A 20,470-nucleotide genomic window follows, 5' to 3' on the forward strand; every position below is an offset into this window, starting at 1 on the left:
TTTTATTGTGGCCGGTTCACGGTCCGGTCCGCGGGCGGAGGGGAAGGGGCCGGCAGGGTTTATTGTTGTTATGGGGGTGTCAGTGGCTGACCGCGCCTGTATATCACTCAAAAGCCCTGTCTGATTGTGAAAAAGCGTCAAGTGTTGGCGTGATTAATTCCTGAAAATTGCTTGGTCTTTGTACAGCAAGGGGTGCGCCGTAGCGGACCGTGCAGCGGAGAATTGATGGACGATTGTCTGTTATTCCGGTTGCCAAAAAAGCAGGCCGCCTTCTGCCGGAGCCAGCCTGCATGAAAGGGAGGAACAGGCGTTGCCCCCATGGAGTTGATTCAGATTCCGGCCGCCTGCAGGCGGTTGGCATGGGCGCGATAGACCGATTTCGGATTGGTTTCGAAGAGGTTGACGATGCCGAAATAACCGTTCACGGCGTCCAGGTGGTTCATGCCGTAGTCGGCGCGGATTACCTTGCCCAACCGTTGCGAGCAGGTGCTGACCAGACCGTCGTTGGCTTCACCGCTAAAGGCAAAGGCGACAGACAGCAGGCCAATGCCGGCGTCCAGCGGGTCCAGCACATTGGTCAGCGACTTGGCGCCACCCCAGGAATAGTACTTCACGCCATTGACGGAATAAGCGCCTTCACCACAACCGCTGGGCACACCGGCCGGGTATTTGGCGTTGAATTTGCTAAGCCCGGTGGTAGTCAGGCTGTCCAGCGCGGCCACAGTGCTCTGGCTGAGGCTGCTGCTGCCGGTGGCGAAACTGAGCAGGCTGGAGAAGGCGTTGCCGACGGTGGCAGCCACGGCTTCCGTCACCGTTCCGGCAGGAGCCACCTTGCGCACGATATCCGCCACGCGTGAGCCCTTGTTGACGCCGTCCACGCTGGTGACCGAGGCGACCAAGTCCGGACGCACGGCCGCGACATATCGGGAGGTGGGGCTGCCCTGGCTGTGGCCGATCAGGTTGAACTTGGCCGCACCGGAAATGGCCTTGTAGCTGAGCACTTGCTGCAGCAGTTGTTCGCCCCGGACTTCATTGCTGTTACCTGCCGCCACGGTCGAGACAAAGACCTTCGCGCCCTCGTTACGCAGAGTGCCAGGGATCTGGTAGAAGTAATCTGCACCCAGGAAATTGTTGAAGCCGAAAATGCCGTGCACCAGAACAATCGGGTACTTGGTGGTGGTGTATCCGGCGTTGGCGGCGGGGCTGACGAGGGCGGAGGCGGCCAGCGCCAGGGCGCAGGCGAATTTCAGCGAGCTGTTCATGGTTATATCCCGTGTTTTGGTTGTTTTTATGACGGGCGCGGCAGGCTGTCGCTGCAACAGGCGGCCTGCATCGGGCTCCCGGCGGTGGCTACTTTCGGGCAAAACAGGGGGAGGGCGGTATCCACCGCCGGGATGAAAACAGGGATGAGAAAAAGGATGAATTCGGGAAAGGGTGAAAACTCGTCGGGTTCAGACTGCGCTGTACCTCGGCGCTTGCGGCAGCCAGCGCCGCACCAGCGCCTCGGCCTGTTCTGGCGCCTGCTGCTCCAGTTGACGAGCCAGTTTCTGCGCGGCAGGCAGCATGGCCCCGTCCCGCACCAGATCGGCCACCCGGAAGCCCACCAGACCGGTCTGACGGGTGCCCAGCACTTCACCGGGGCCGCGCAGCTCCAGATCCTTTTCGGCAATCAGGAAACCGTCGGTGGTGCTGCGCATGATGGTCAGCCGTTCCTGGCCCATGGCCGACAACGGCGGCTTGTACAGCAGCACGCAATAGCTGACCGTGCTGCCGCGACCCACCCGGCCGCGCAACTGGTGCAGTTGCGACAACCCCAGCCGCTCGGCGTTTTCAATGATCATCAGCGAGGCGTTGGGCACATCCACGCCCACTTCAATGACGGTGGTCGCCACCAGCAGGTCCAGCTTGCCTTCCTTGAACTCCAGCATCACCGCCTGTTTTTCGGCGGGCTTCAAACGGCCATGCACCAGCCCCAGCCTTTGCTGCGGCAACCGTTCCTGCAACTCGAGAAATGTAGCTTCGGCGGCTTGCGCTTCCAGCACTTCCGACTCGTCAATCAGGGTGCAGACCCAATAGGCCTGCCGTCCCTGCTCGCAGTTCGCCCGCACCCGCTCCACCACTTCCTCGCGGCGGGTATTGGCCAGCGCCACGGTGGTCACCGGCGTGCGGTTGGGGGGCAGTTCATCAATGATCGAGGTGTCGAGATCGCCGTAGGCGCTCATCGCCAGCGTGCGTGGAATGGGGGTGGCGGTCATCACCAGCTGGTGCGGGCTCAGGCCGGTGGCCAGCCCCTTTTCACGCAGGGCGAGGCGTTGGTCCACGCCAAAGCGGTGCTGTTCGTCAATGATCACCAGCCCCAGCCGCTCAAACTGCACGCTTTCCTGAAACAAGGCATGGGTGCCGACCACAATCCGCGCCTCGCCGGACTGCACTTTTTCCAGCGACTGCCGCCGGTCCTTGACGCCCTGCTTGCCGCTCAGCCAGGCCACGGCAATGCCCAGTGATTCAAACCAGCGCTTGAAGTTCAGGAAGTGTTGTTCCGCAAGGATTTCGGTGGGGGCCATCAGCGCCGTCTGCCAGCCGCCGCTGACGGCATGGCAGGCCGCAAGCGCCGCCACCACGGTTTTGCCGGCGCCGACATCGCCCTGCACCAGCCGCAGCATCGGCCGGGTCTTGGCCAGATCGTCGGCCACTTCGTCCCACACCCGTTGCTGGGCGCCGGTCAGGCTGAACGGCAAGCCCTGAAGGAACGGAGCGGCCAGCGGCGTTTGGCGCGGCAGCGCCGGGGCCTGCTGTGAGCGGATATGGTGACGGCGCTGCGCCAGGCTGACCTGATGCGCGGCCAGTTCCTCGAAGGCCAGCCGCTGTTGGGCCGGGTGCAGGCCCATCAATAGCGGCTCGCGCGGGGTGTCGGCAGGCGGGCGATGCACCATTTGCAGCGCGTCCAGCAGACTGAAGCGCGGGCTGACGCCGGGAGGCAGCAGCTCCGGCAGCGATTGCGGCGTCACCAGCGCCAGCGCCTGGCTTACCAGTTGCCGAATCTTCGGTTGCTGCAGGCCGTCGGTGGCGGGGTAGAGCGGTGTCAGCGTCGCCTCGGGCAGGGGCTCGCCGGGGCGGGTGATCTTGTACTCCGGGTGATACATCTCCACCCCGGACGAACCCAGCCGCACCTCGCCGAACACCCGCAGCCGCTGCCCGGCCGGAAAATGCGCTTTCTGCTGCGGATAGAAATGGTAGAAGCGCAAGGTGAGGCCGCGATTGCCCTCGGTCAGGCGCACCGCCAACGAAGGCCGTCGCCCGCGCACTTCCTCGCAGGAGTGCACAATGCCTTCCACCAGCACGCTGCGCCCCACTTCCAGCCGGTCCAGCGGGGTCAGGCGGCTGCGGTCCTCATAGTCACGCGGCAGGTGGAAGAGCAGGTCCTGTACCGTGCGGATGCCCAGGCGTTCCAGCTTTTCGGCCAGGGCGGCGCCCACGCCCTTCAGGTTCATTACCGAAGTCTGCGCCAGCACTTGCATCATGGCGGCAGGCTGCCCGGCACGGGAACCGACTGCAGGGTGTCCAGCAGCGCGCGAATGGCCTTCGGCCGGGGAAAGCGCCGCCGCCACACCGCAATGATGCGTCGGTGCGGGGCGGGTTCCACGCGGACGGCTGTGAGGCTGTCGTTGAGCAGGAAGGGTTCGCCAATGGCCGGAATCAGCGTCAGGCCCAGGCCGTTGGCCACCATGTAACGCAGGGTTTCCAGCGAATTGCCGTTGGACAGCCGTGCATGGCTGACCGGGCACACGGCCAGTATCTGGTCGCGGAAGCAGTGGCCTTCGCCCAGCATCAGCATCGGGGCCTCGTTCAGTTCGGCAGCGTTGACACAGTCGCGCCCGGCCCAGGCGTGATCACGCGGCAGCAACAGCCGGAACTCTTCGTTGAACAGCGGCTGCACCTGGGTTTCCGGAAGATCGAACGGCTCTGCCACCAGGATCACATCCAGTTCACCGTTGGCCAGTTTTTCAGTCAGCACATGGGTGTAGTTTTCTTCCAGATACAGCAGCAGCGAGGGGGCGTTGCGATGCAGCGCCGGCACCAGCGCCGGGAAGATATAAGGGGCGACGGTGAAAATGGCCCCCAGCCGCAGCGGTTGGGCGAACTCATCCCGCTCCGCCCGCGCCATGTCCTTCAACAAGTCGGCTTCCTGCAGCACACGCCGCGCCTGTTCCACCAGCCGCTCACCGGCCGGTGTCACCAGCACTTCGTGGCGATGACGTTCAAACAGCGCCGCCCCGAATTCGTCTTCCAGTTTGCGGATGGCAATACTGAGCGTGGGCTGGGAAACAAAGCACACCCCGGCGGCGCGGGCAAAGTGTTTTACTTCCGCCAGCGTGACGAGATAGCGCAAATCGGTTAGCGTCATGGCAGGTTCATCGGCCGCCGTTGAGATGGCGCAACTTTAACATACGGATTTCATTCCCTTTATGGCAAATGTCCTGATTATCGGCTGTGGCGACACAGGCAGTCGCCTGGCGCAAATACTGGCGCAGGCCGGTCATGCCGTGACCGGTGTCCGCCGTTCCCGTGCGGCGATTCCCGGTGTGGCGATGGCACAGGCCGACATTATCCGCCCGTTTCGCCTGGATATTAGCGCGCCGGACTACGTCTTCATTCTGCTCAGCCCGGACGAGTCCTCGCGGGAGGGTTATGAGCGGACCTTCCTCACCGGTCTGGAAAACATCCGGACGGCGCTGGAGTCATGGAGTCCGAAACGGGTATTTTTCGTCTCTTCCACCAGTGTTTATGGTGAAGAGAATGGCGAGTGGGTGGATGAGGAGACCCCGCCCCGGCCCAAAGGCTTTAATGGCGCAGTGTTGTTGCAGGCCGAGGCGCTGGCCTGCCGGTTCTGGCTGACGACTGTGGTGCGTTTTGCCGGGATTTACGGGGAAGGGCGCTTGCGGTTGCTGAAGTGGGTGGAGAGCGGGCGGCCGGTCAACCCGGCGCTGTGGAGCAACCGCATCCATGTGGCGGATGCGGCGCGGTTATTGGTATTCCTGATGGAACAGCACCTTCAGGGGCGGGAGTTGGCGGAAATATATCTGGGGGTGGATGATTGCCCGGTGTTGCAGGCGGAAGTGCTGGACTGGCTGGCGGGGCGGATGGGGCTGCCTGCCGTGCCCCGCGTCGCGGCGGACGAAGCGGGTGCGAATCGCCGCATCCGGAACAGCCGCATCCGTCATTTGGGATTTGACCCGCTCTACCCGGACTATCGGACCGGTTATCTGTCCTTGGGCTACAGATAACCGGCCGCCCCTACCTTTCAGGCAGTAGTAAAACGTTATTCCGTCACCATCACCCCATCCATCTCCACCAGCGCCGCGCGCGGCAGTGACGCCACACCCACCGCCGCCCGCGCCGGATACGGCTGCACGAAATAACGCGCCATGATCTCGTTCACCAGCGCAAAATGCCCCAGATCGGTCAGGAAGATATTCAGCTTGACGATGTCTTTCAGTCCACCACCGGCAGCCTCACAGACCGCTTTCAGGTTGTCAAACACCTGAACGATTTGCGCTTCAATGCCTTCCTTCAGCACCATGGTTTGCGGGTCCAGGGCAATCTGCCCGGACAGGTAGACGGTATCCCCGGCGCGAACAGCCTGGGAGTAGGTGCCGATGGCGGCGGGGGCATGCGGCGTGTTGATAATAGTGCGGCTCATAACGTGTCCTCGGGTCAGGCAGTGAAATCAGGCCGCCATTATTGCAGCATGAACGTCTTGTATTCCAGTGACTCCAGCACCCGGTCCAGAAAACGGAAGCCGATCATGATGGTGATGGTCAGCGCCGCTGCAATGCCGTAACCGTAGAATTCCGGACCCATCCACAAAGTGACGGCAGTGAAAGCGGCATTCAGCGCCACGAACAGGCCTGTGAGAAACAGCACAATCCAGCGGTTGTCGAGGTAGAAGAAGACATTGATGACCCCCAGTAGCACCACCTGCAAACCCGCCGAAATAAGGTTGATGAACAGCAGCGGCAGGTAAAGCGGCGAGATATGCAGCGACTCCAGAATCCACGGCCCGGCAATGAACAGCCCGAGCGCGGCAATGGTCTGGATCTTGATGATCTGGTAAATGCCCTGACGGACCGTGAACACCATTTCATTACGCATGTCTTCAATGAATTCCAGCGACCCGCCGGAACGCACAGCGTCAAAGAATTTGTCGTAATACTCCACGAAGTCCGTTTCCATTTTCACCAGGAATACCGCCATGCCGGGAATGATGGACAGGTAAGCCAGGAATACCGGGATGTCGTAGATGACCGAGGCGCGCAGCGGGCCGATCACGGCATGGCTGGTCGGGTCATAGAACCAGAACATGAATTTGTCCAGCCAGACGCCCAGATTGTAGAAAAAGCCCACGCCCACCAGCGTCGGGTACAGGTAGCGTTTTTCGAAGAAACGGAACTCCATAAAGTGGTCGGCGGGATAGTTGCGCAAAATCAGGATCACCATGCCGGTCAGCAGCACGAACTGGCCCAGTAAAAAGCCACCCAACAGTCCTTCCAGCCCGAAAGGCCGCAGCAGCAGGGCCATGGCCACCGTGGTGGTGTAGCCGATGCCGAACAGGCTGACAATGGCCTTGTAGTGCTTCATGCCGGACAGGAAGATAGTGGCGATCCAGATGTCGCACATTACCACGAACCCGGCCAGCATCAGCAGCCGGTACATCAGCGATTGCCCCGGAAACAGGAACACCACCGCCAGTGTCGCCAGCGAACCGGACACCAGAGTTACCCACAACAGCAAACCATTGAAGTTGGGCAGGATGACGTCGGCCTTCTTCTCGAACAAGCGGTCGGCGGTGAAGCGGGTGAAGGCCAGTTGCACAAAGCCGGTGAGGATCAGGCTGAGCGAAATCAGGTAAGTGACACTGACCTGAAACTGGGTGATCAGGAAGTCGGGCACTACCACTGACAGGCTCATCACGCCAATGACCAGGATGCCGAGAATCGACAGCACCCAGGGCCCGGAGCTGATGATGCCGGCGTAGGTGTAGGCCTGCATGACGCCCAGCAGGCTGTCGCGCTTTAGCAGCTTGCGCAGTTCAAAACCGATACCGGCCATCAGCCTTTCTCCGCAGCAGGGGGCAGGGCGTTGGATTCGGCCAGCGCGCTGTGATAAACCTCCCGGTAGCGACTGAACATTTGCTCCTGGGTGTAATAACGCTCCACGCGGGCGATACCCGCCGCTTGCGCCTGCCGCCAGGCATCGTCGTCATCCAGCAGGCGGATGATGGCGTTGGCCAGCGCCTGCGGGTCGGCAATGCCAACCACGATCCCGGAGGGGCCCATCGCCTTGTCATCGGCATCCAGCCCTTCCACCAGCTGGCGGCAGGAGCCGACATCGGTGGCGACGCAGGGCACCCCGGCGGCATAACCCTCCAGGATCACCAGCGGCAGGGCTTCCGAGATGGAGCTGAGCGCCAGCAGTCCCACTTTTGGCAGCAGTTCGTCGATTTTCTGGAAACCCAGGAATTTGACGGTGTCGGCCAGCCCCAGCCCGGTGGCCAGGGTGCGGCAGTCCCGGGCATAGGCCGGGTCTTCATCTTCCGGCCCGGCTATCCAGGCCTGCACATCCGGCAGGCGGTTGGCGACGGTGCGCATGGCGCGGATGAAGGTCTTGATGTCCTTGATGGGCACCACCCGGCCGATCAGGCACACCGTCCGGGGAGTGCGGGCCGGGCGGTTGGCGCGCAACTTCTGCAATGCGGGCAGATTGATGCCGTTGGGGATGTTCTCGGTGCGTTCGGCCGGGGCGCCGTCCTGCACCTGCCGCAGGCGGTTGGCTTCATACAGGCTGATGATGCGGCTGGCGTTGGCGTAACACTCGCGGCCCAGAGCTTCAAAGAACCGCACCCACAGGTGGCGGAAGTAGGCCACTTCTGAAGTGTCTTTTTCCAGCACGCCGCGATTGTCGCGAATCCATTCCGCCTGGAAGAGGTCGATCTTGCGTTCCTTGGTATAGATGCCATGCTCGGACAGCAGCAAGGGCCGCTTGGTCATCACCTTCAGCATGGCGCCCAGGAAACCGGCGTAACCGGTGGAAATGGTGTGGAAGGCGCGCACCGGGATGAAGTTTTCAGCCACTTCCATCAACCGCCACAGCGGCGCGTGCATGATGCGCACCGTCCAGAAGTAATCGACAAACGAGGGGTCGGTGCAGTGCGCCCGGTATTGTTCGGCAATGAAATTCCAGGATTCGCGGCTGTAGAGAAAGTCTTCTTCCCGGTACATGCCGCCGGCCCGGTGCTGGAGAATGTTGCCGATCAGCGACGGGCAGCCGCCGCGGGCGGCCGGGTTGCGGAACTGCTCGTGCAGGTTGCGGACTTCCTTGAACACCGCCGGGTCGCCGCGATGGCTGATGACGGGCGGCTTTTCACGGCCGTCATGCAGATAATGGGTTTCCAGATGCACCACGTTGTCGGGTAGCGCATAGCGCATATCACCATAGTCTTCGGGGCGGCTGCCGATAAAGCACAGCGCAAAGGTGTATTCCGGAAAACCCCGGATGATCTGGTTGACCCAGCTGGAAACGCCGCCGCTGACATAGGGGAATGTGCCTTCCAGCAGCAGACCGATATCGGCGCGGGTTCCCTGACGGATGATGCTCATGCGGATTTTCCTCCCTGTCCCCAAAAAGCGGCGGACAATTGCAGCGGACGGGAGCGTCCCTCGGTGCGCAGGCCCTGCATCAACTGCCGGGTGGTGTCAAAGTCACCGCGCATGAAGGCCAGCTCCGCCAGATAGGGTTCGGCGCGTACCTTCGGGAAGCCCTGGCGGATGGCGGTGGCGAAGGATCCGGTGGCGCCGTTGTAGTCGCCGGTCAGCAGCCGCATGCGTCCGGAAATGACCCAGAGGCCGGTGTCCTTGACCTTCCAGGCCAGCGCTTCGTTGCAGTAAAGCTTCACCTGCGCCAGCGCGTAGCTGCGCATGTCGCCCTGCACCAGTTCTTGATAGACCATTTCCCAATACAGCTCGGCCAGTTCGCGGGCGGCCAGATAGCGGGCTTCGTCATCCCGGCCGGCCGTTTGATGGCGTTGCAGGGCGTGTTCAATGCGGTGGGTCAGTTGCTGTTCGCGGGCGTCCAGCATGCCATATGCCAGCAGCCGCAGGTCGTCGGTGCTGTCGGCCAGCGCCTCGCGCAGGATGCCGGACGATTGGCGGGTGGGGACGTCCTGTAACGCCAGCAGCGCTTTCATCCGCAGTTCAAGCGGGGCAGAGGTGTCGGCAATCTGCTGGCGGACACGGCCGGAACGCCAGCCGCTGACCGGCGTGGTCTTGGGCAGTTCGTAATGCGGGGTGGCGACGGCGTCGAAATCCTCGCGCTTGGGCAGGCGCGGCAGCCAGGCGGCGACCATGGCTCCGATGGCGAAGCCGAACAGGCCCAGCACCGGGATGAAGAAACAGAGGCTGTACAGCAGCACCAGCACCCAGCGCCGGGGCTGCTGGTAGTTGGCGGGCATCAGTGACCAGGCCAGCGGCGTGATGCAGGCGCAGGCCAGGGCATGCATCAGGAAATACTCACTGAGTACGTGCAGTTCGCGGCTGCTGGTCAGCACCAGGGCGACGGCGCCCAGCTCCAGGGTGACTGCAGCGGCGCCCAGTTTGACGTTGGTGCTAGCCATGGGAACCGGTCTCCAACTGGCAGCGATCCAGCAAGGCGTGCAGCAACTCGGCCGGTTGCAGTTCGCCAATGCGTTTGGAGTGCGCCAGTACGCCGGATTCCGCCAGCGTCTTGAAGCCGAACAGGTCCTTCAGCCACTTTTCAGTGCGCAGGAAATAGCCGGTGACGGCGGCTTCGCCATCCAGCGGCATTACCGTCAGCAGGATGTCGCGGTCCGGCAGGTGCAGGTCCCAGATCACGTCCATCTGCCGGCGCTGGCGGCGGGCTTCGGCGGCCAGGTCAAAACGCAGGGCCGAGTGCGGAATCACCAGCGCGGCGACGCTCGAGTTGAGTCCGCTGATACGGAACAGGTGATCCAGACGCAGCAGTTCCGCGCCGAATTCCACCGGGCATTCCTGACCCAGCAACAATTGCAGCACTTCGAAACTGGCCTCGGGCACCCCGATGCTGTCGCTGTAGTAGCCCAGGATGACGCCCATGAACTGCAGGGTTTCCGGGTTCAACGACAGGAAGGGCAGACGCTCCACCACCAGAATGCCGAAACAGCGTCCGTCGGCCGCCAGCAGCGGGGCGGCCACCAGATAAGCAGTTCGGGCCTTTTGCAGCGAGTCGGTCTGGATATGGCACAGCTCCTTGCCGTCCAATGCATAGGTTATCAGTGGGTCGCTGGCGTTGAGCGGGCTGACTTCCCCCAGCGAAGCTACCGGCCGGATGCTGACCCGGCCGTCGGTGACGCTGTGCAGGCTGGCGACTTCCAGCTGGCAGTTCTGGCTGAGCAGGTTGAGCAAGGTGGCGGCTTGAGGCAGATCGTGCGGGTTGCGGACCGGCTCATTGGCCAGGCCGCGCCGCAGCGCCATCAGCGAGTCGCGCAGGGTCAGCGGCTTCACCAGCAGATCCTGTTCCAGCCGTTCGTGCGAGAGTTTCAGCAGGTAATGCCGCCGCGTCAGCGATTCCAGACGTTCATTCAGGTAGACGTTGGCTTCGCGCACCCGCTGCAAGCGCGAGGTCCAGATGTCGGAAAATTCCCCGGCAATCAGGCTCAGCACCAGCCCGCCCATGAAGTACTCGGACGGGAAGGCTGACGGGGTGGCGGCGATGGCCTGCTGCAGCACCCAGCCGCCGGCCATCAGGCCGATGGAGCCGAAGGCCGCCAGCGTGCCGTAACGCAGCGCCAGCACCGTACACACCAGCCACAGCCAGGGAAAGGCCAGCTGGATCAGCAACGGGTCCTGCGGGTGCGTCCAGGCCGCCAGCGCCATGCTGCCCAGGGTAAAGAGCAGCACTTCATAAACCGCCTGGCGGCTGTACTGTTTGGGCGCAAACCAGATGGCCAGGCGGCTCGGGGTCAGGGTGGGCATACCAATCATCTATCCTGCATCAAATGTAGGTCGGGCTTCAGCCCGACATCTTCCGGCCGGAGAAGATCTCCGTCGGAGGCAACACCGGACTGCCGAGTCTCAGCGTGCCGGAACCAGCGCTTCATCCAACAACTGGTTGACGACCTTCTGCGCCACGCCGCTGACGGCTTCACGGCTCCAGCCGGTGCGGGCGGCGCTGCCGCTCCAGATCACCTGGCCGCTGCTGAGGTCGGTGATGCTAAGGGTGATACCGGCGGCCGGTTCCCCGTCCAGGCCCACCTTGTAACGCCATTCATCCACGCTGCCGGAAACGGCATAACGCGCCTGTTGTTCCTTGGCCCACACCATCGCCTTTTCCTGACCGGCGCGGTCGGCCTGCTCCAGCAGCGCATCGCCGGAGCGGGCTGCCGGCCAGACGCTCAGGTTCTGCACGCCATGCACGCGCAGCAGGCTGGCCGTCAGGCTGTCGAGGCGGGCGCCGGCCTGCGGGGTTTCGGTGTTGTTTACGGCAGGCAGCAGTACCCAGGCGGCCTTCAGGTCCACGCCCGGCGCGCGGGTGGCGGACAGCGTCGAGCAACCGGCTGCGCCAAGCAGGCTGCCGGCAAGCAGGGTGGTGACAAACAGTTTTGCAGTGTTCATGGGCATATCCTCGGGTGAATCGGTGTTGTCAGTAAAAAATCCGGTAATCCAGACGCAGTTCGCCGGTGCTGTTGCCCTGGCTCTGTCCGGAACGCCCGGCCTGCAGTTGCAGGCGCAGGCGGTCGCCCCCCAGCAGCGGGCCTTGCACCCCCAGCAGCGACTGGTAACCGGCGCCGCCATTATCGGAGTAATTGGCGCCCAGCTCGCCGAAGCCGCGCCAGCCGCGAACGGGCTGCTCCTCGGGAATCTGCCCGAAGGCCCAGGCCAGGGCAAGCTGGCGATAGTCCTGCGGGATGAAGAAGCGGCTGTCGGCCGCCGCCCCGGCGGGAACCAGGGTGGCGAGCGCCGGGGAAAGCGGCGTGGCGGCGGCGCTGAACCGCCCCTCGCCCAATTGCATTTTCAGCATGTGGTCGCTCTGACCGGCAAACAGCCGGTGCCCGGCTTCCAGCAGCAGGGTGCGGCCGCTGCCCAGGCTTTCCCCGGTTTGCGCCTGGTAATCGTGCTGCTCCAAGCGCAGGTTCAGGTGGTGGCGTCCGTCCGGGGTCCAGTTGAAACCGGTGGCCAGCTTGTCATCCAGACCAGCCACGCGTAGCGGCAGGCTGTCGGCGGTCAGGGCCCCGGTATGCAGGGCCCAGTCCAGGCGCAGGCGGCTGTCGACTGTATAGGTCTGCGCCAGCAGCAGGCCGGTGTTACGGGCCAGGCCCTCCGACTGCTGCAGTCCCGCCAGCCACAGGCTGCGCGCGGACGGGTGCGACAGTTGCAGCGACAGCAGGCGGCGGTTGTCCGGATCACGGCCCAGGGCAGCGGCATCTTTCCGGCTCGGATTTTCCTGATGCAGGGTCAGCGCCAGCCGGTTGCCATCGCCCAGAGGTGCTTCCCATTGCAGGGCGGTTCCAGCGTAATCAAGGCCCCCTTGGCGGGCATCCAGCGCCTGCACGCTCAGCCGGTGGCCGTGCGCGCCGCCCAGGCGCACAAAGCGCCGATGCAGTTCATCATCGTCCGGAGCCTCGGTTTCCAGGGTGCGGAAGGCCAGATCCACCGCAAGGTCATGGCGTCCCAGACGTTCTGCCGCTTCAAGACGGTCATAGATCGGCAGTTCTTCCAGCCGCTGGTTGATCAGCTTGTCCATGGCCGGCCGGTCTTCCACCGGCAAGGCAAAGCCCAGCGCCGCCCAGCCGGGCAGGCGCAGGTCCGGCGTTCGGGCTGCCAGGTTGAGGGCGGCATCGGCGGCGTCATGGTTCAACAGCCAGCTTAAGCTGAGGTCGCGGCTGAAAGAGTCGGGTTTGCCGCCGCCCAGCCGGTCCAGCAACAGGCGGCGGCCGGGGCCGGGCCGGGCCTGTTGCAGCTTCAACGCCAGCAGGGCGTCTTCCAGCTGGCGGCGGCGCTCGGGCCGTTCGGCATCCAGATGCGCCCCGGCGCGGGCCAGGACTGCCTGCCGCAGTTGCCGTGCCTGTGCCAGCTGTCCTTGGGCATCCAGCGTGTCGGCCAGCGCCAGGGCGGCCAGGGCATCTTCAGGATGGCGGCGCTGCCAGGCCAATTGATAAGGCAGCGCGCGCGATAACTGCCGCAGTCTTTGCCAGCCGGACGCCCAGGCCGGCCACAACGGCTCATGCCGCCGCGCCAGTCCTTCGCGGGTTTCCAACAAGTAACGCAAGGCCAGCGTGTCATCCTGTTCCAGCAGCACTCCGGCCAGTCCCTGCACCAGCCGAACCGAGTCCGGGGCCAGTTGCAGTCCCCGGACGTAGTCGCGGCGGGCATCCGCCAGCCGACCGCGCACCCAGGCCAACCGCGCCCGCTGTTCCAGGAAACCGCCATTTGCTTCAAGCCGGGTGACGGCTTCCGGGGTCAGCGAGGCGAGGAAGGCGTCGGCGGCGCTCCAGGCCCTCGCCACCTGCCACAGCGACAGCGCGTTGATGGCTCCGTTGTCGCGCGCAAAGCGCCGGAACAGCAACTCCTGCAGGCCGGCGGCGGCCAAGGGGTCCTGTTCCTGGATCAGGGCGGCGTAATTCCACAAATCGCCTTCGCTGTAAGTATTCCCGTCCATCAGCACTTGATAGGCGCGCTGTGCGGTTTCGGTCAGGTTCAACAGCCGCGAAAGTTCGGCATAGGTCTGCCAGTAACCGGTCGCCGCTGACGGCATCTGCTTTTCGACGGCGGCCAGCCCGGCCTGGGCGCGGGGTAGATCACCGCGCCGGTATTGCAGGGCGGCCCGGCGTAACAGCCAAGCCTCCTTTGGCTTGGGTACGGCCAGCAAACGATCCAGTGCGGTTATGGCCTCGGCATCCTGGCCGCTGCGCTCGGCCAGCAGCGCTTCCACTTCCAGCACCGCTGCACGTGACTTGCCGTTCTCCAGACCCTTCAGGAAGCGCAGGCCGTCCTGCGGGCGTCCCAGCCGTTCATAGATTTCCGCCAGCTTCAGCAGCGTCGGCAAATCAGCGGGGCGCTGCGTGGCCAGCCGCTGCTGATAGGCCAACAGGGCTTCGTCATCCAGCAGCATCGGCGCCAGCCGCGCCACGGCGTTCCAGCTTTCATCGGCGCCGGTCAACCGGGCATGGCGCAGCCAGGCGGACAGGGCTTCGGCGGGTTCGCCCACCCATTCCGAAACCTGGGCATACCGTTTCAGCCAGGCCGCATCTTCCGGCTTGAGGCTCACGGCTTTCCGCGCCACCTGCCAGGCGGCGGGCAGGTTGCGTCCGGCGACATAAATATCAAAGCCGAGGGTATAGCGGGTATCGTCAAACGGGGCTTGCGGAATGCCGGCTTTTTCATCCAGCAGGGAAATTTCCGCCATGGCGAAGCCGGAAAATGTCAGCAGCAGCACGGCCGGGATAAGCTTCATGGTTGGCGTCCGGGAGTCTGGATGCGTTGCTTCAGTAACAACGACACGTAATATTCAGCAATATCGGGGCGGTTGGCGGCCAGCGCCAGCCGGGCCAGCGCCTCCAGCGTGACCGGATCGTTCGCCAGTGAGCCGAGGCGGAGGCGGGCGGCGTTCAGCGCTTCTTCCAGCCGGTTGGCGGCCTGGAAATGACGCATGGCCTCCAGGAACAGGATACGGCGCTGCTCCGGTGTCGGCGTCAGATCCAGCCCCAGCAGCAGGATGCGTCCGGCCATGGCGGGTTGGTTGTCGGCCAGCGCCAGCACGGCAATCTGCCGGTACCAGTTCAGATTACGCGGGCGGTCACTGGTGATCAGCCGCAAATACAGATTTCTGGCGAGGTGGATTTCCCCCATGGCGTAGGCCTTGGCGGCAAAGTGTTCCAGGCGGTCGTCAAACCGGGGCGACCGGCTCAGGATGCGCAACTGTTCAATGAACTCTTTCTGGCGGCGCATGAAAATGGCGGAGTCGGCTCTTTCCGCCCACAGCAGCTTCTCCAGCAGGTTCAAGTGCAGCAATTCCGCCCGGTAACGGTCCTGCTCATCCAGTGCGGGTGAGGCCAGCACCGGTTGCAAGGTGGTCCAGGCGCGGAAGACCTGTCCGGTCTCGTGCTGGTGCAGCGCCAGTTGCAGGCGTAGATGATGGTCGTCCGGCTTGGCGCGCAACCAGGCCATCAGGTAGGCGATGGTCAGTGAGTCGCTGGCGGCCGATTGCTCCAGGCGGCGTTGCAGTATCTGCCCCGGAAACATCATCAACAGGATCAGCGCCACCGTCAGCCCGAAGATCAGGGTCTGACCGCTGCTGGAGAAGCGCAGCCGCACCGGCTCAGCGGTGGCAGACGATCTGGAGCGCAGCGAGATCATGGCGGACATTCTCGATAATCAGACGGGAACCTTGCCGGGTAAAGGGCAGGGGGCGGTTTTTGATTTGCGCCCGACAGGCGGCAGCGTTGGCGAATACCAGGCGTAACGGCTGATAACCGCGCACATCCAGGGTCAGGTTGCCGCTGACATCCCGCTTGAAGCCGGTAATCCGGGCGTTGGCGGACTCCAGATACGGGGAGGCATCCGGCTCGGCAGTCAGGTTCAGCAGGGCGTCGTCACCGGTCAGGTGCACATAACGCGCCTGCGGACCCGGAGCCATGCCCGCCACAGCCAAGCTATGCGCCAGGTCCGGAGCCGGACCGGTCAACGGCAGGCGCATGGTGCGCAAGTCGCCGTTGCCGCGCAGGCGCAGCCCGTCGGGAGTGCGCGCCACGACAAAGTCATTGAAGTCCAGCACCTTGCGGATGTATTCCGATGCAAATACCGGATGCAGCGGTTTCGACAGCGCCCAGCGGTACACCTCGTGCAAAGCCTGCAGCGAGGCCGTCTTGGAGGCGGCATAGGTATGGTAATAAATGTCCACCGGCTTGAAGCGAAGGGGGGTTTCGGTCAGTTCGAAGGTTTCGATGACGCGCCGGAATCCGTAAAAGGGGCCGGTCCAGAGATTCGTGTAGACATTCTCGTTCTGGTTAGGGGCAAACACCTGATAATAACCGTTGCGCGGCCTTCCCGGCCCGGCAATCTGTGTCCAGGAGTTGCGGCTGCGGGTAATCACGGTGTCGCCGCCATTCATGTTCAACAACCCGGCCTTGTCAGCCGCAGCCAAGGCCTCTTCAGTGGCGACACAGTTGCCGGTCCACAGGAAGACCTTGGCCGGTTTGTCCTTGGGCGTCAGCCTACTGTTGATATAGTCCAGCGAACCGCCGATTTCCCGATTGACGTTATAGGTATATTCCGGGATGGCGAGGTGATAGCTTTCGCCGTTATCCAGATTGGACTCTGCCTTGCCCCAATGGAAGGGATGGGAGTAGGAGTGGCTGGCCGCTTCCACCCAGGGCAGGGCGAAAATGTCGCGGGCAATGCCTTCCAGTTGTGCGGATTTGGCCGGATACAGGCCGTTCGCGCCTATTTCGCCCTCAATCACTGACATGGTGGTGGGCAGCGGGTATTTCTTCAGCAGTTCGTCGCGCAGCACCTGACCGCTGGGCGGTGCGCCGAAGCGTTCGGCGCCGCTGGCGAAGCCGTCGCCGTCAATGTGCACCAGCAGCAACCGCCGGCCGTTCTCCGTGGTGATGTCCGGCACCGGAATGGAAGGATCAAGTTTCAGCGCCTGGCTCAGGAAGGTCAGGGGGTTGATATACCAGCGCTCGCCGTTGTCCTGCCCCGGCAATTGGCCGACGGTATAAGGCGCCAGGGCATAGCCGCCCCAGGCGGTCAAGGCGGCGGGGTGGAAGATCTGGCCCGCCGAGGAGTAGATGGTCAGCAGCGGTTGCCCTTCACCGCTCAGTCGTAACGGATACAATTCGCCCTGACGCGGCGTCACCGGCAGTTCAAAGCCGGTCATGGTATGCCGGGCGGTCACTTTCAGCAGGGCGGACTTGTCGGCCTCGAAAGATTGCACCCCCAGTTTGCGCAGCAGCGGGTTGTCGTAGGCCATGCCGAAACGGCTGAACACCGCCAGCGGCACCCCGACATCGACCTGCCGCTCCAGCCAGGCAGCATAACGTCCGCCATCCGCCACTTCATCGCTGTTGATCCAGCTGACAATACCTGCATATCGACCGGTCAGCGGATAGTCCGGCAAGGGGCCATTGACCGGCACATAGTCGGGCGCCAGTCCCAGCCTAGCCATGGGCATACCCAGAAAACGCAGGGGATCAGAGTAATGGAGATCCGGACTCTCCGCCGGGTTGTAGAGTACCAGCACCCTGCGCGGCAGGACTTCCACAGAACCCACGCCCAACTGGTCCAGCGCCGGTGCCGACACCCACGGAATGAAGCCGTCTTCGCGCAGCCGGTGCGCGGTTTCACGCGCCAGCGTGCGGTCGCCGGGGGGTACGTAATCAATGACCAGCACCGGCTTGCCATAATCGGCCTGCACTGACTTCAGTTTCGCCGACAACCATTGCCGGTCTTTTGCCGGTACTTCCGCAAAACGCCTGGCAGCGGCGTCCCACCCCCGGTACAGTGACTCCGCCGCCACCATCCAGACATCGTTGTGGATTTGCGGCAGAATCTCAAAACCCCGGTTCACGATCAGCCGTGCTGCGGGCCATCGAGCCTTCAGGGCGTGAATGGTGCGGCGCATGCCCGCTTCCTGGAGGGCGCGGCTTTCGGGTGTCTTGGCCACCAACTGATAACTGTCCAGGGTATCCAGGAAAAAGCCGCGATATCCGGCCTGCCACAACGGCGCAATGACCTGGTCCAGGAAAAAATCCGTCCATGCCGCTGCGGACTGGTCCACGACACGGCTGCCCCAGGCGCGGTTGCTGCCGGTCAGCAGCGACGGGGGAATTTGCTTGAACCAGGACCGGCCGGGATGCACTTCGCCGAGGCTGACGTAGGCGAACAGTTCACTGCCGGGATGCTTGAAACGGTTGGGGGAGGCGACATGATCCGGGTCCACGACGGCGACATCGAAGGCGCGCAATTCCGCAAGGGGCGGGTTGGCCCCGTAATAGAGGGCCACGCTGGGAAGGGGCGCCGCTTGCACGCCTGTCCCAGGTATCAGGGACAGCAAAGCCAGCAGGGAGCACAGGAGTGACCTCAGCACCATAGGGAAACAGCCTTCGGGGGTCTATGTCTGGAAAATATACCGGGATCAGCCCCGGTGTCGGCGGGAAAGTGCCAACTGAATCTCATTTTAGGTGATTGGTTGTTAATTTGTCATTTACCCGAGATCGGGTAATTATTGTACGAAGGGCCAACTTGGCCGTGGTGATCCCTGTCAAGCGCGGACGCGGGTGACCTTTTCCACGCCGTTGAGAATGCGGATGCGCTTGATGATGCGGGCCAGATGCACACGGTCGCGTACGGACAAATTCAGGCTGATGACGGCGTGTTGCGGGCCCTTTTCCTGCATGCTGATGTTTTCGATATTGGCGTCGTTGGCGGTGACTTCGCGTGCGATTTCCGCCAGCATGCCGCGCTGGTTGGTCAGCTCGATGCGCAATTCACTGGGGAATTCGCGTTCAATGGTTTCCGACCATTGCAGGGGCATGCACTTGTCGGGGTTGTCGCGCAGTTCCGCCACCAGGTTGTTGCAGATGTCGCGATGAATGACGATGCCACGCCCGGCGCTGAGGTGGCCGATAATGCTGTCGCCGGGCAGGGGTCGGCAGCAGCGGGCGTAGGACACCAGCAGGCCCTCGGTGCCATGGATGGCCATATGCCGGGAGGCGGGACGGTTTTGCTCGCGGGACCCTTCCGGCGCCAGCCGTCGCGCCACCAGTTGCGGCGCACGGTTGCCCAGACCGATGTCTTCAAGCAGGCTGTCCAGATTGTCGAAGCCCAACTCGCCCAGCACCTGGGTCAGCAGGGAGGAGGGCACGGCGGCCACTTTCAGGGCATAGGCAGACAAGGCCTTGTCCAGCAGGCGGCGGCCGAGATCCACCGACTGGGACTGCTGCTGGTCCTTGAGGTAGCTGCGGATATTGGCGCGCGCCTTGCTGGTGATGACGAAATTCAGCCAGTGCGGATTGGGCATGGCGCCCGGTGCGCTGATCACTTCCACAGTTTGTCCGGTCAGCAGCGGCAGGCTGAGCGGGGCCAGACGGCCGTCCACACGGGCAGCGACGCAGCTGTTGCCGACATCGCTATGAACGGCATAGGCGAAATCGACCGGTGTGGAGCCCTTGGGCAGCGTCAGGATGGTGCCCTTCGGTGTAAAGACGTAGACCTCGTCCGGGAACAGATCAATCTTGACGTTTTCAATGAATTCCAGCGAATTGCCGGCGCTCTTCTGCAATTCCAGCAGCGACTTCATCCATTCCCGGGCGCGGGCCTGCGAGGTGTTGCCGGTGTCCTTGTACAGCCAGTGCGCGGCCACGCCGTTGTTGGCCATGGACTCCATGGCTTCGGTGCGGATCTGGATTTCAATGGGCACGCCGCGCTGACCTTTCAGCACGGTATGCAACGACTGGTAGCCGTTGGCCTTGGGAATGGCGATGTAGTCCTTGAACTTGCCGGGGATGGGCTTGTACAGGTTGTGCATGATGCCTAGCGCGCGATAACAGGCATCTACCGACTCCACCACTACCCGGAAGCCGTAAACATCCATGATTTCGGAGAATGACTTCTGTTTCTCCTTCATTTTCATGTAGATGCTGTACATGTGCTTCTCACGGCCCAGCACCCGCGATGCCAGTCCTTCCTGGCGCAGGCGCTGTTCCAGCGTCTGGCGGATGGTTTCCAGCATGTCCTTGCGGTTGCCGCGCGCCACGCGTACCGCCTTGCGGATCAGCGGCGCCCGCATCGGGAACAGGGCTTCGAAACAGAGATCTTCCAGTTCAATGCGCACCTGGTTCATGCCCAGGCGGTTGGCCAGCGGGGCGTAGATGTCCAGGGTTTCCTGGGCAATGCGGCGGCGTTTTTCGGGAGCCAGCACATCCAGCGTGCGCATGTTGTGCAGGCGGTCAGCCAGCTTGACAATGATCACCCGGATATCCTGGGTCATCGCCAGCATCATCTTGCGCAGGTTTTCGGCCTGGGCTTCGGCTTTGGTCTGGGTGCGCACCTTGGCCAGCTTGGTGACGCCGTCCACCAGGTCAGCCACGTCGACACCGAAATGCTTGCCCAGTTCCTCCTTGGAAACGCCGGTGTCCTCAATCACGTCATGCAGCAGCGCGGCCATCAGGCTTTGATGGTCCATGTGCATGTGGGCGAGGATGTCGGCGACGGCCAGGGGGTGGGTGATGTACGGGTCGCCGTTGCGGCGGAACTGCCCTTCGTGGGCGATCCTGGAAAAAACGTATGCGGATTCGACCTCGGCAATCTGCTCCGGCTTGAGGTAGGTGGCGAGGTATTCGCTGAAACCAGCGAGTCCGGCACTCATCGGAGTTTCCGGTGGGGAGGCGGGGGCGGCCGCAGACGGCCGCCCGGCG

At 63.2% G+C, this 20,470-nt stretch carries 14 protein-coding genes; 1 reads left to right on the forward strand and 13 read right to left on the reverse strand.

What is annotated here, in order from left to right:
- Nucleotides 1-329: 329 nt before the first annotated feature.
- The 3 genes from Q7T36_RS05250 to Q7T36_RS05260 all read right to left on the reverse strand — a co-directional run bounded on the left by Q7T36_RS05250 (nucleotide 330) and on the right by Q7T36_RS05260 (nucleotide 4,405).
- Complete coding sequence (locus Q7T36_RS05250) at nucleotides 330-1,262, reverse strand: triacylglycerol lipase (protein WP_304844775.1); 933 nt, start codon at nucleotides 1,260-1,262, stop codon at nucleotides 330-332.
- A 189-nt stretch (nucleotides 1,263-1,451) separates the two neighbouring features.
- Entirely contained in the window at nucleotides 1,452-3,518 is a 2,067-nt protein-coding gene (gene recG / locus Q7T36_RS05255; protein ID WP_304844993.1) for an ATP-dependent DNA helicase RecG, read from the reverse strand.
- On the reverse strand, nucleotides 3,518-4,405 hold the full coding sequence (locus tag Q7T36_RS05260; protein WP_304844777.1) for a LysR substrate-binding domain-containing protein: 888 nt from the start codon (nucleotides 4,403-4,405) through the stop codon (nucleotides 3,518-3,520). Before Q7T36_RS05260 ends, recG begins: the two co-directional genes overlap by 1 nt.
- A gap of 61 nt (nucleotides 4,406-4,466) precedes the next feature.
- Between Q7T36_RS05260 and Q7T36_RS05265 the strand changes: the two genes are divergently transcribed.
- Complete coding sequence (locus Q7T36_RS05265) at nucleotides 4,467-5,285, forward strand: SDR family oxidoreductase (RefSeq protein ID WP_304844779.1); 819 nt, start codon at nucleotides 4,467-4,469, stop codon at nucleotides 5,283-5,285.
- 35 nt (nucleotides 5,286-5,320) lie between these two features.
- Here Q7T36_RS05265 and Q7T36_RS05270 read toward each other — a convergent pair whose 3' ends face one another.
- From Q7T36_RS05270 to spoT, 10 genes are all read right to left on the reverse strand, one after another.
- Nucleotides 5,321-5,701 (reverse strand): RidA family protein, encoded by a 381-nt coding sequence (locus Q7T36_RS05270; RefSeq protein ID WP_304844781.1) that lies wholly within the window; start codon nucleotides 5,699-5,701, stop codon nucleotides 5,321-5,323.
- Between the two features lie 38 nt (nucleotides 5,702-5,739).
- Nucleotides 5,740-7,110: an exopolysaccharide Pel transporter PelG gene (pelG, locus tag Q7T36_RS05275; protein ID WP_304844783.1), complete on the reverse strand. Its 1,371-nt coding sequence runs from the start codon at nucleotides 7,108-7,110 to the stop codon at nucleotides 5,740-5,742.
- A complete protein-coding gene (gene pelF / locus Q7T36_RS05280) occupies nucleotides 7,110-8,657 on the reverse strand; it encodes a GT4 family glycosyltransferase PelF (protein WP_304844785.1) in 1,548 nt (515 codons plus the stop codon). Before pelF ends, pelG begins: the two co-directional genes overlap by 1 nt.
- Entirely contained in the window at nucleotides 8,654-9,670 is a 1,017-nt protein-coding gene (locus Q7T36_RS05285; protein ID WP_304844787.1) for a hypothetical protein, read from the reverse strand. The genes pelF and Q7T36_RS05285 overlap by 4 nt, the downstream gene beginning before the upstream one ends.
- Nucleotides 9,663-11,027: a PelD GGDEF domain-containing protein gene (locus Q7T36_RS05290; protein ID WP_304844789.1), complete on the reverse strand. Its 1,365-nt coding sequence runs from the start codon at nucleotides 11,025-11,027 to the stop codon at nucleotides 9,663-9,665. The genes Q7T36_RS05285 and Q7T36_RS05290 overlap by 8 nt, the downstream gene beginning before the upstream one ends.
- A gap of 99 nt (nucleotides 11,028-11,126) precedes the next feature.
- Nucleotides 11,127-11,666: a hypothetical protein gene (locus Q7T36_RS05295; RefSeq protein WP_304844791.1), complete on the reverse strand. Its 540-nt coding sequence runs from the start codon at nucleotides 11,664-11,666 to the stop codon at nucleotides 11,127-11,129.
- A gap of 28 nt (nucleotides 11,667-11,694) precedes the next feature.
- Nucleotides 11,695-14,505, reverse strand: coding sequence for a tetratricopeptide repeat protein (locus Q7T36_RS05300; protein ID WP_304844793.1), 2,811 nt, complete (start codon nucleotides 14,503-14,505; stop codon nucleotides 11,695-11,697).
- Entirely contained in the window at nucleotides 14,502-15,416 is a 915-nt protein-coding gene (locus Q7T36_RS05305; protein ID WP_304844795.1) for a tetratricopeptide repeat protein, read from the reverse strand. The genes Q7T36_RS05300 and Q7T36_RS05305 overlap by 4 nt, the downstream gene beginning before the upstream one ends.
- Nucleotides 15,370-18,081: a bifunctional glycoside hydrolase 114/ polysaccharide deacetylase family protein gene (locus Q7T36_RS05310; protein WP_304844797.1), complete on the reverse strand. Its 2,712-nt coding sequence runs from the start codon at nucleotides 18,079-18,081 to the stop codon at nucleotides 15,370-15,372. The genes Q7T36_RS05305 and Q7T36_RS05310 overlap by 47 nt, the downstream gene beginning before the upstream one ends.
- Before the next feature lie 234 nt (nucleotides 18,082-18,315).
- A complete protein-coding gene (gene spoT, locus Q7T36_RS05315; protein ID WP_304844800.1) occupies nucleotides 18,316-20,421 on the reverse strand; it encodes a bifunctional GTP diphosphokinase/guanosine-3',5'-bis pyrophosphate 3'-pyrophosphohydrolase in 2,106 nt (701 codons plus the stop codon).
- Between the last annotated feature and the right edge of the window lie 49 nt (nucleotides 20,422-20,470).

The organism is Fluviicoccus sp. (assembly GCF_030646115.1).
In the GTDB taxonomy this organism is placed as follows: domain Bacteria; phylum Pseudomonadota; class Gammaproteobacteria; order Pseudomonadales; family Moraxellaceae; genus Fluviicoccus.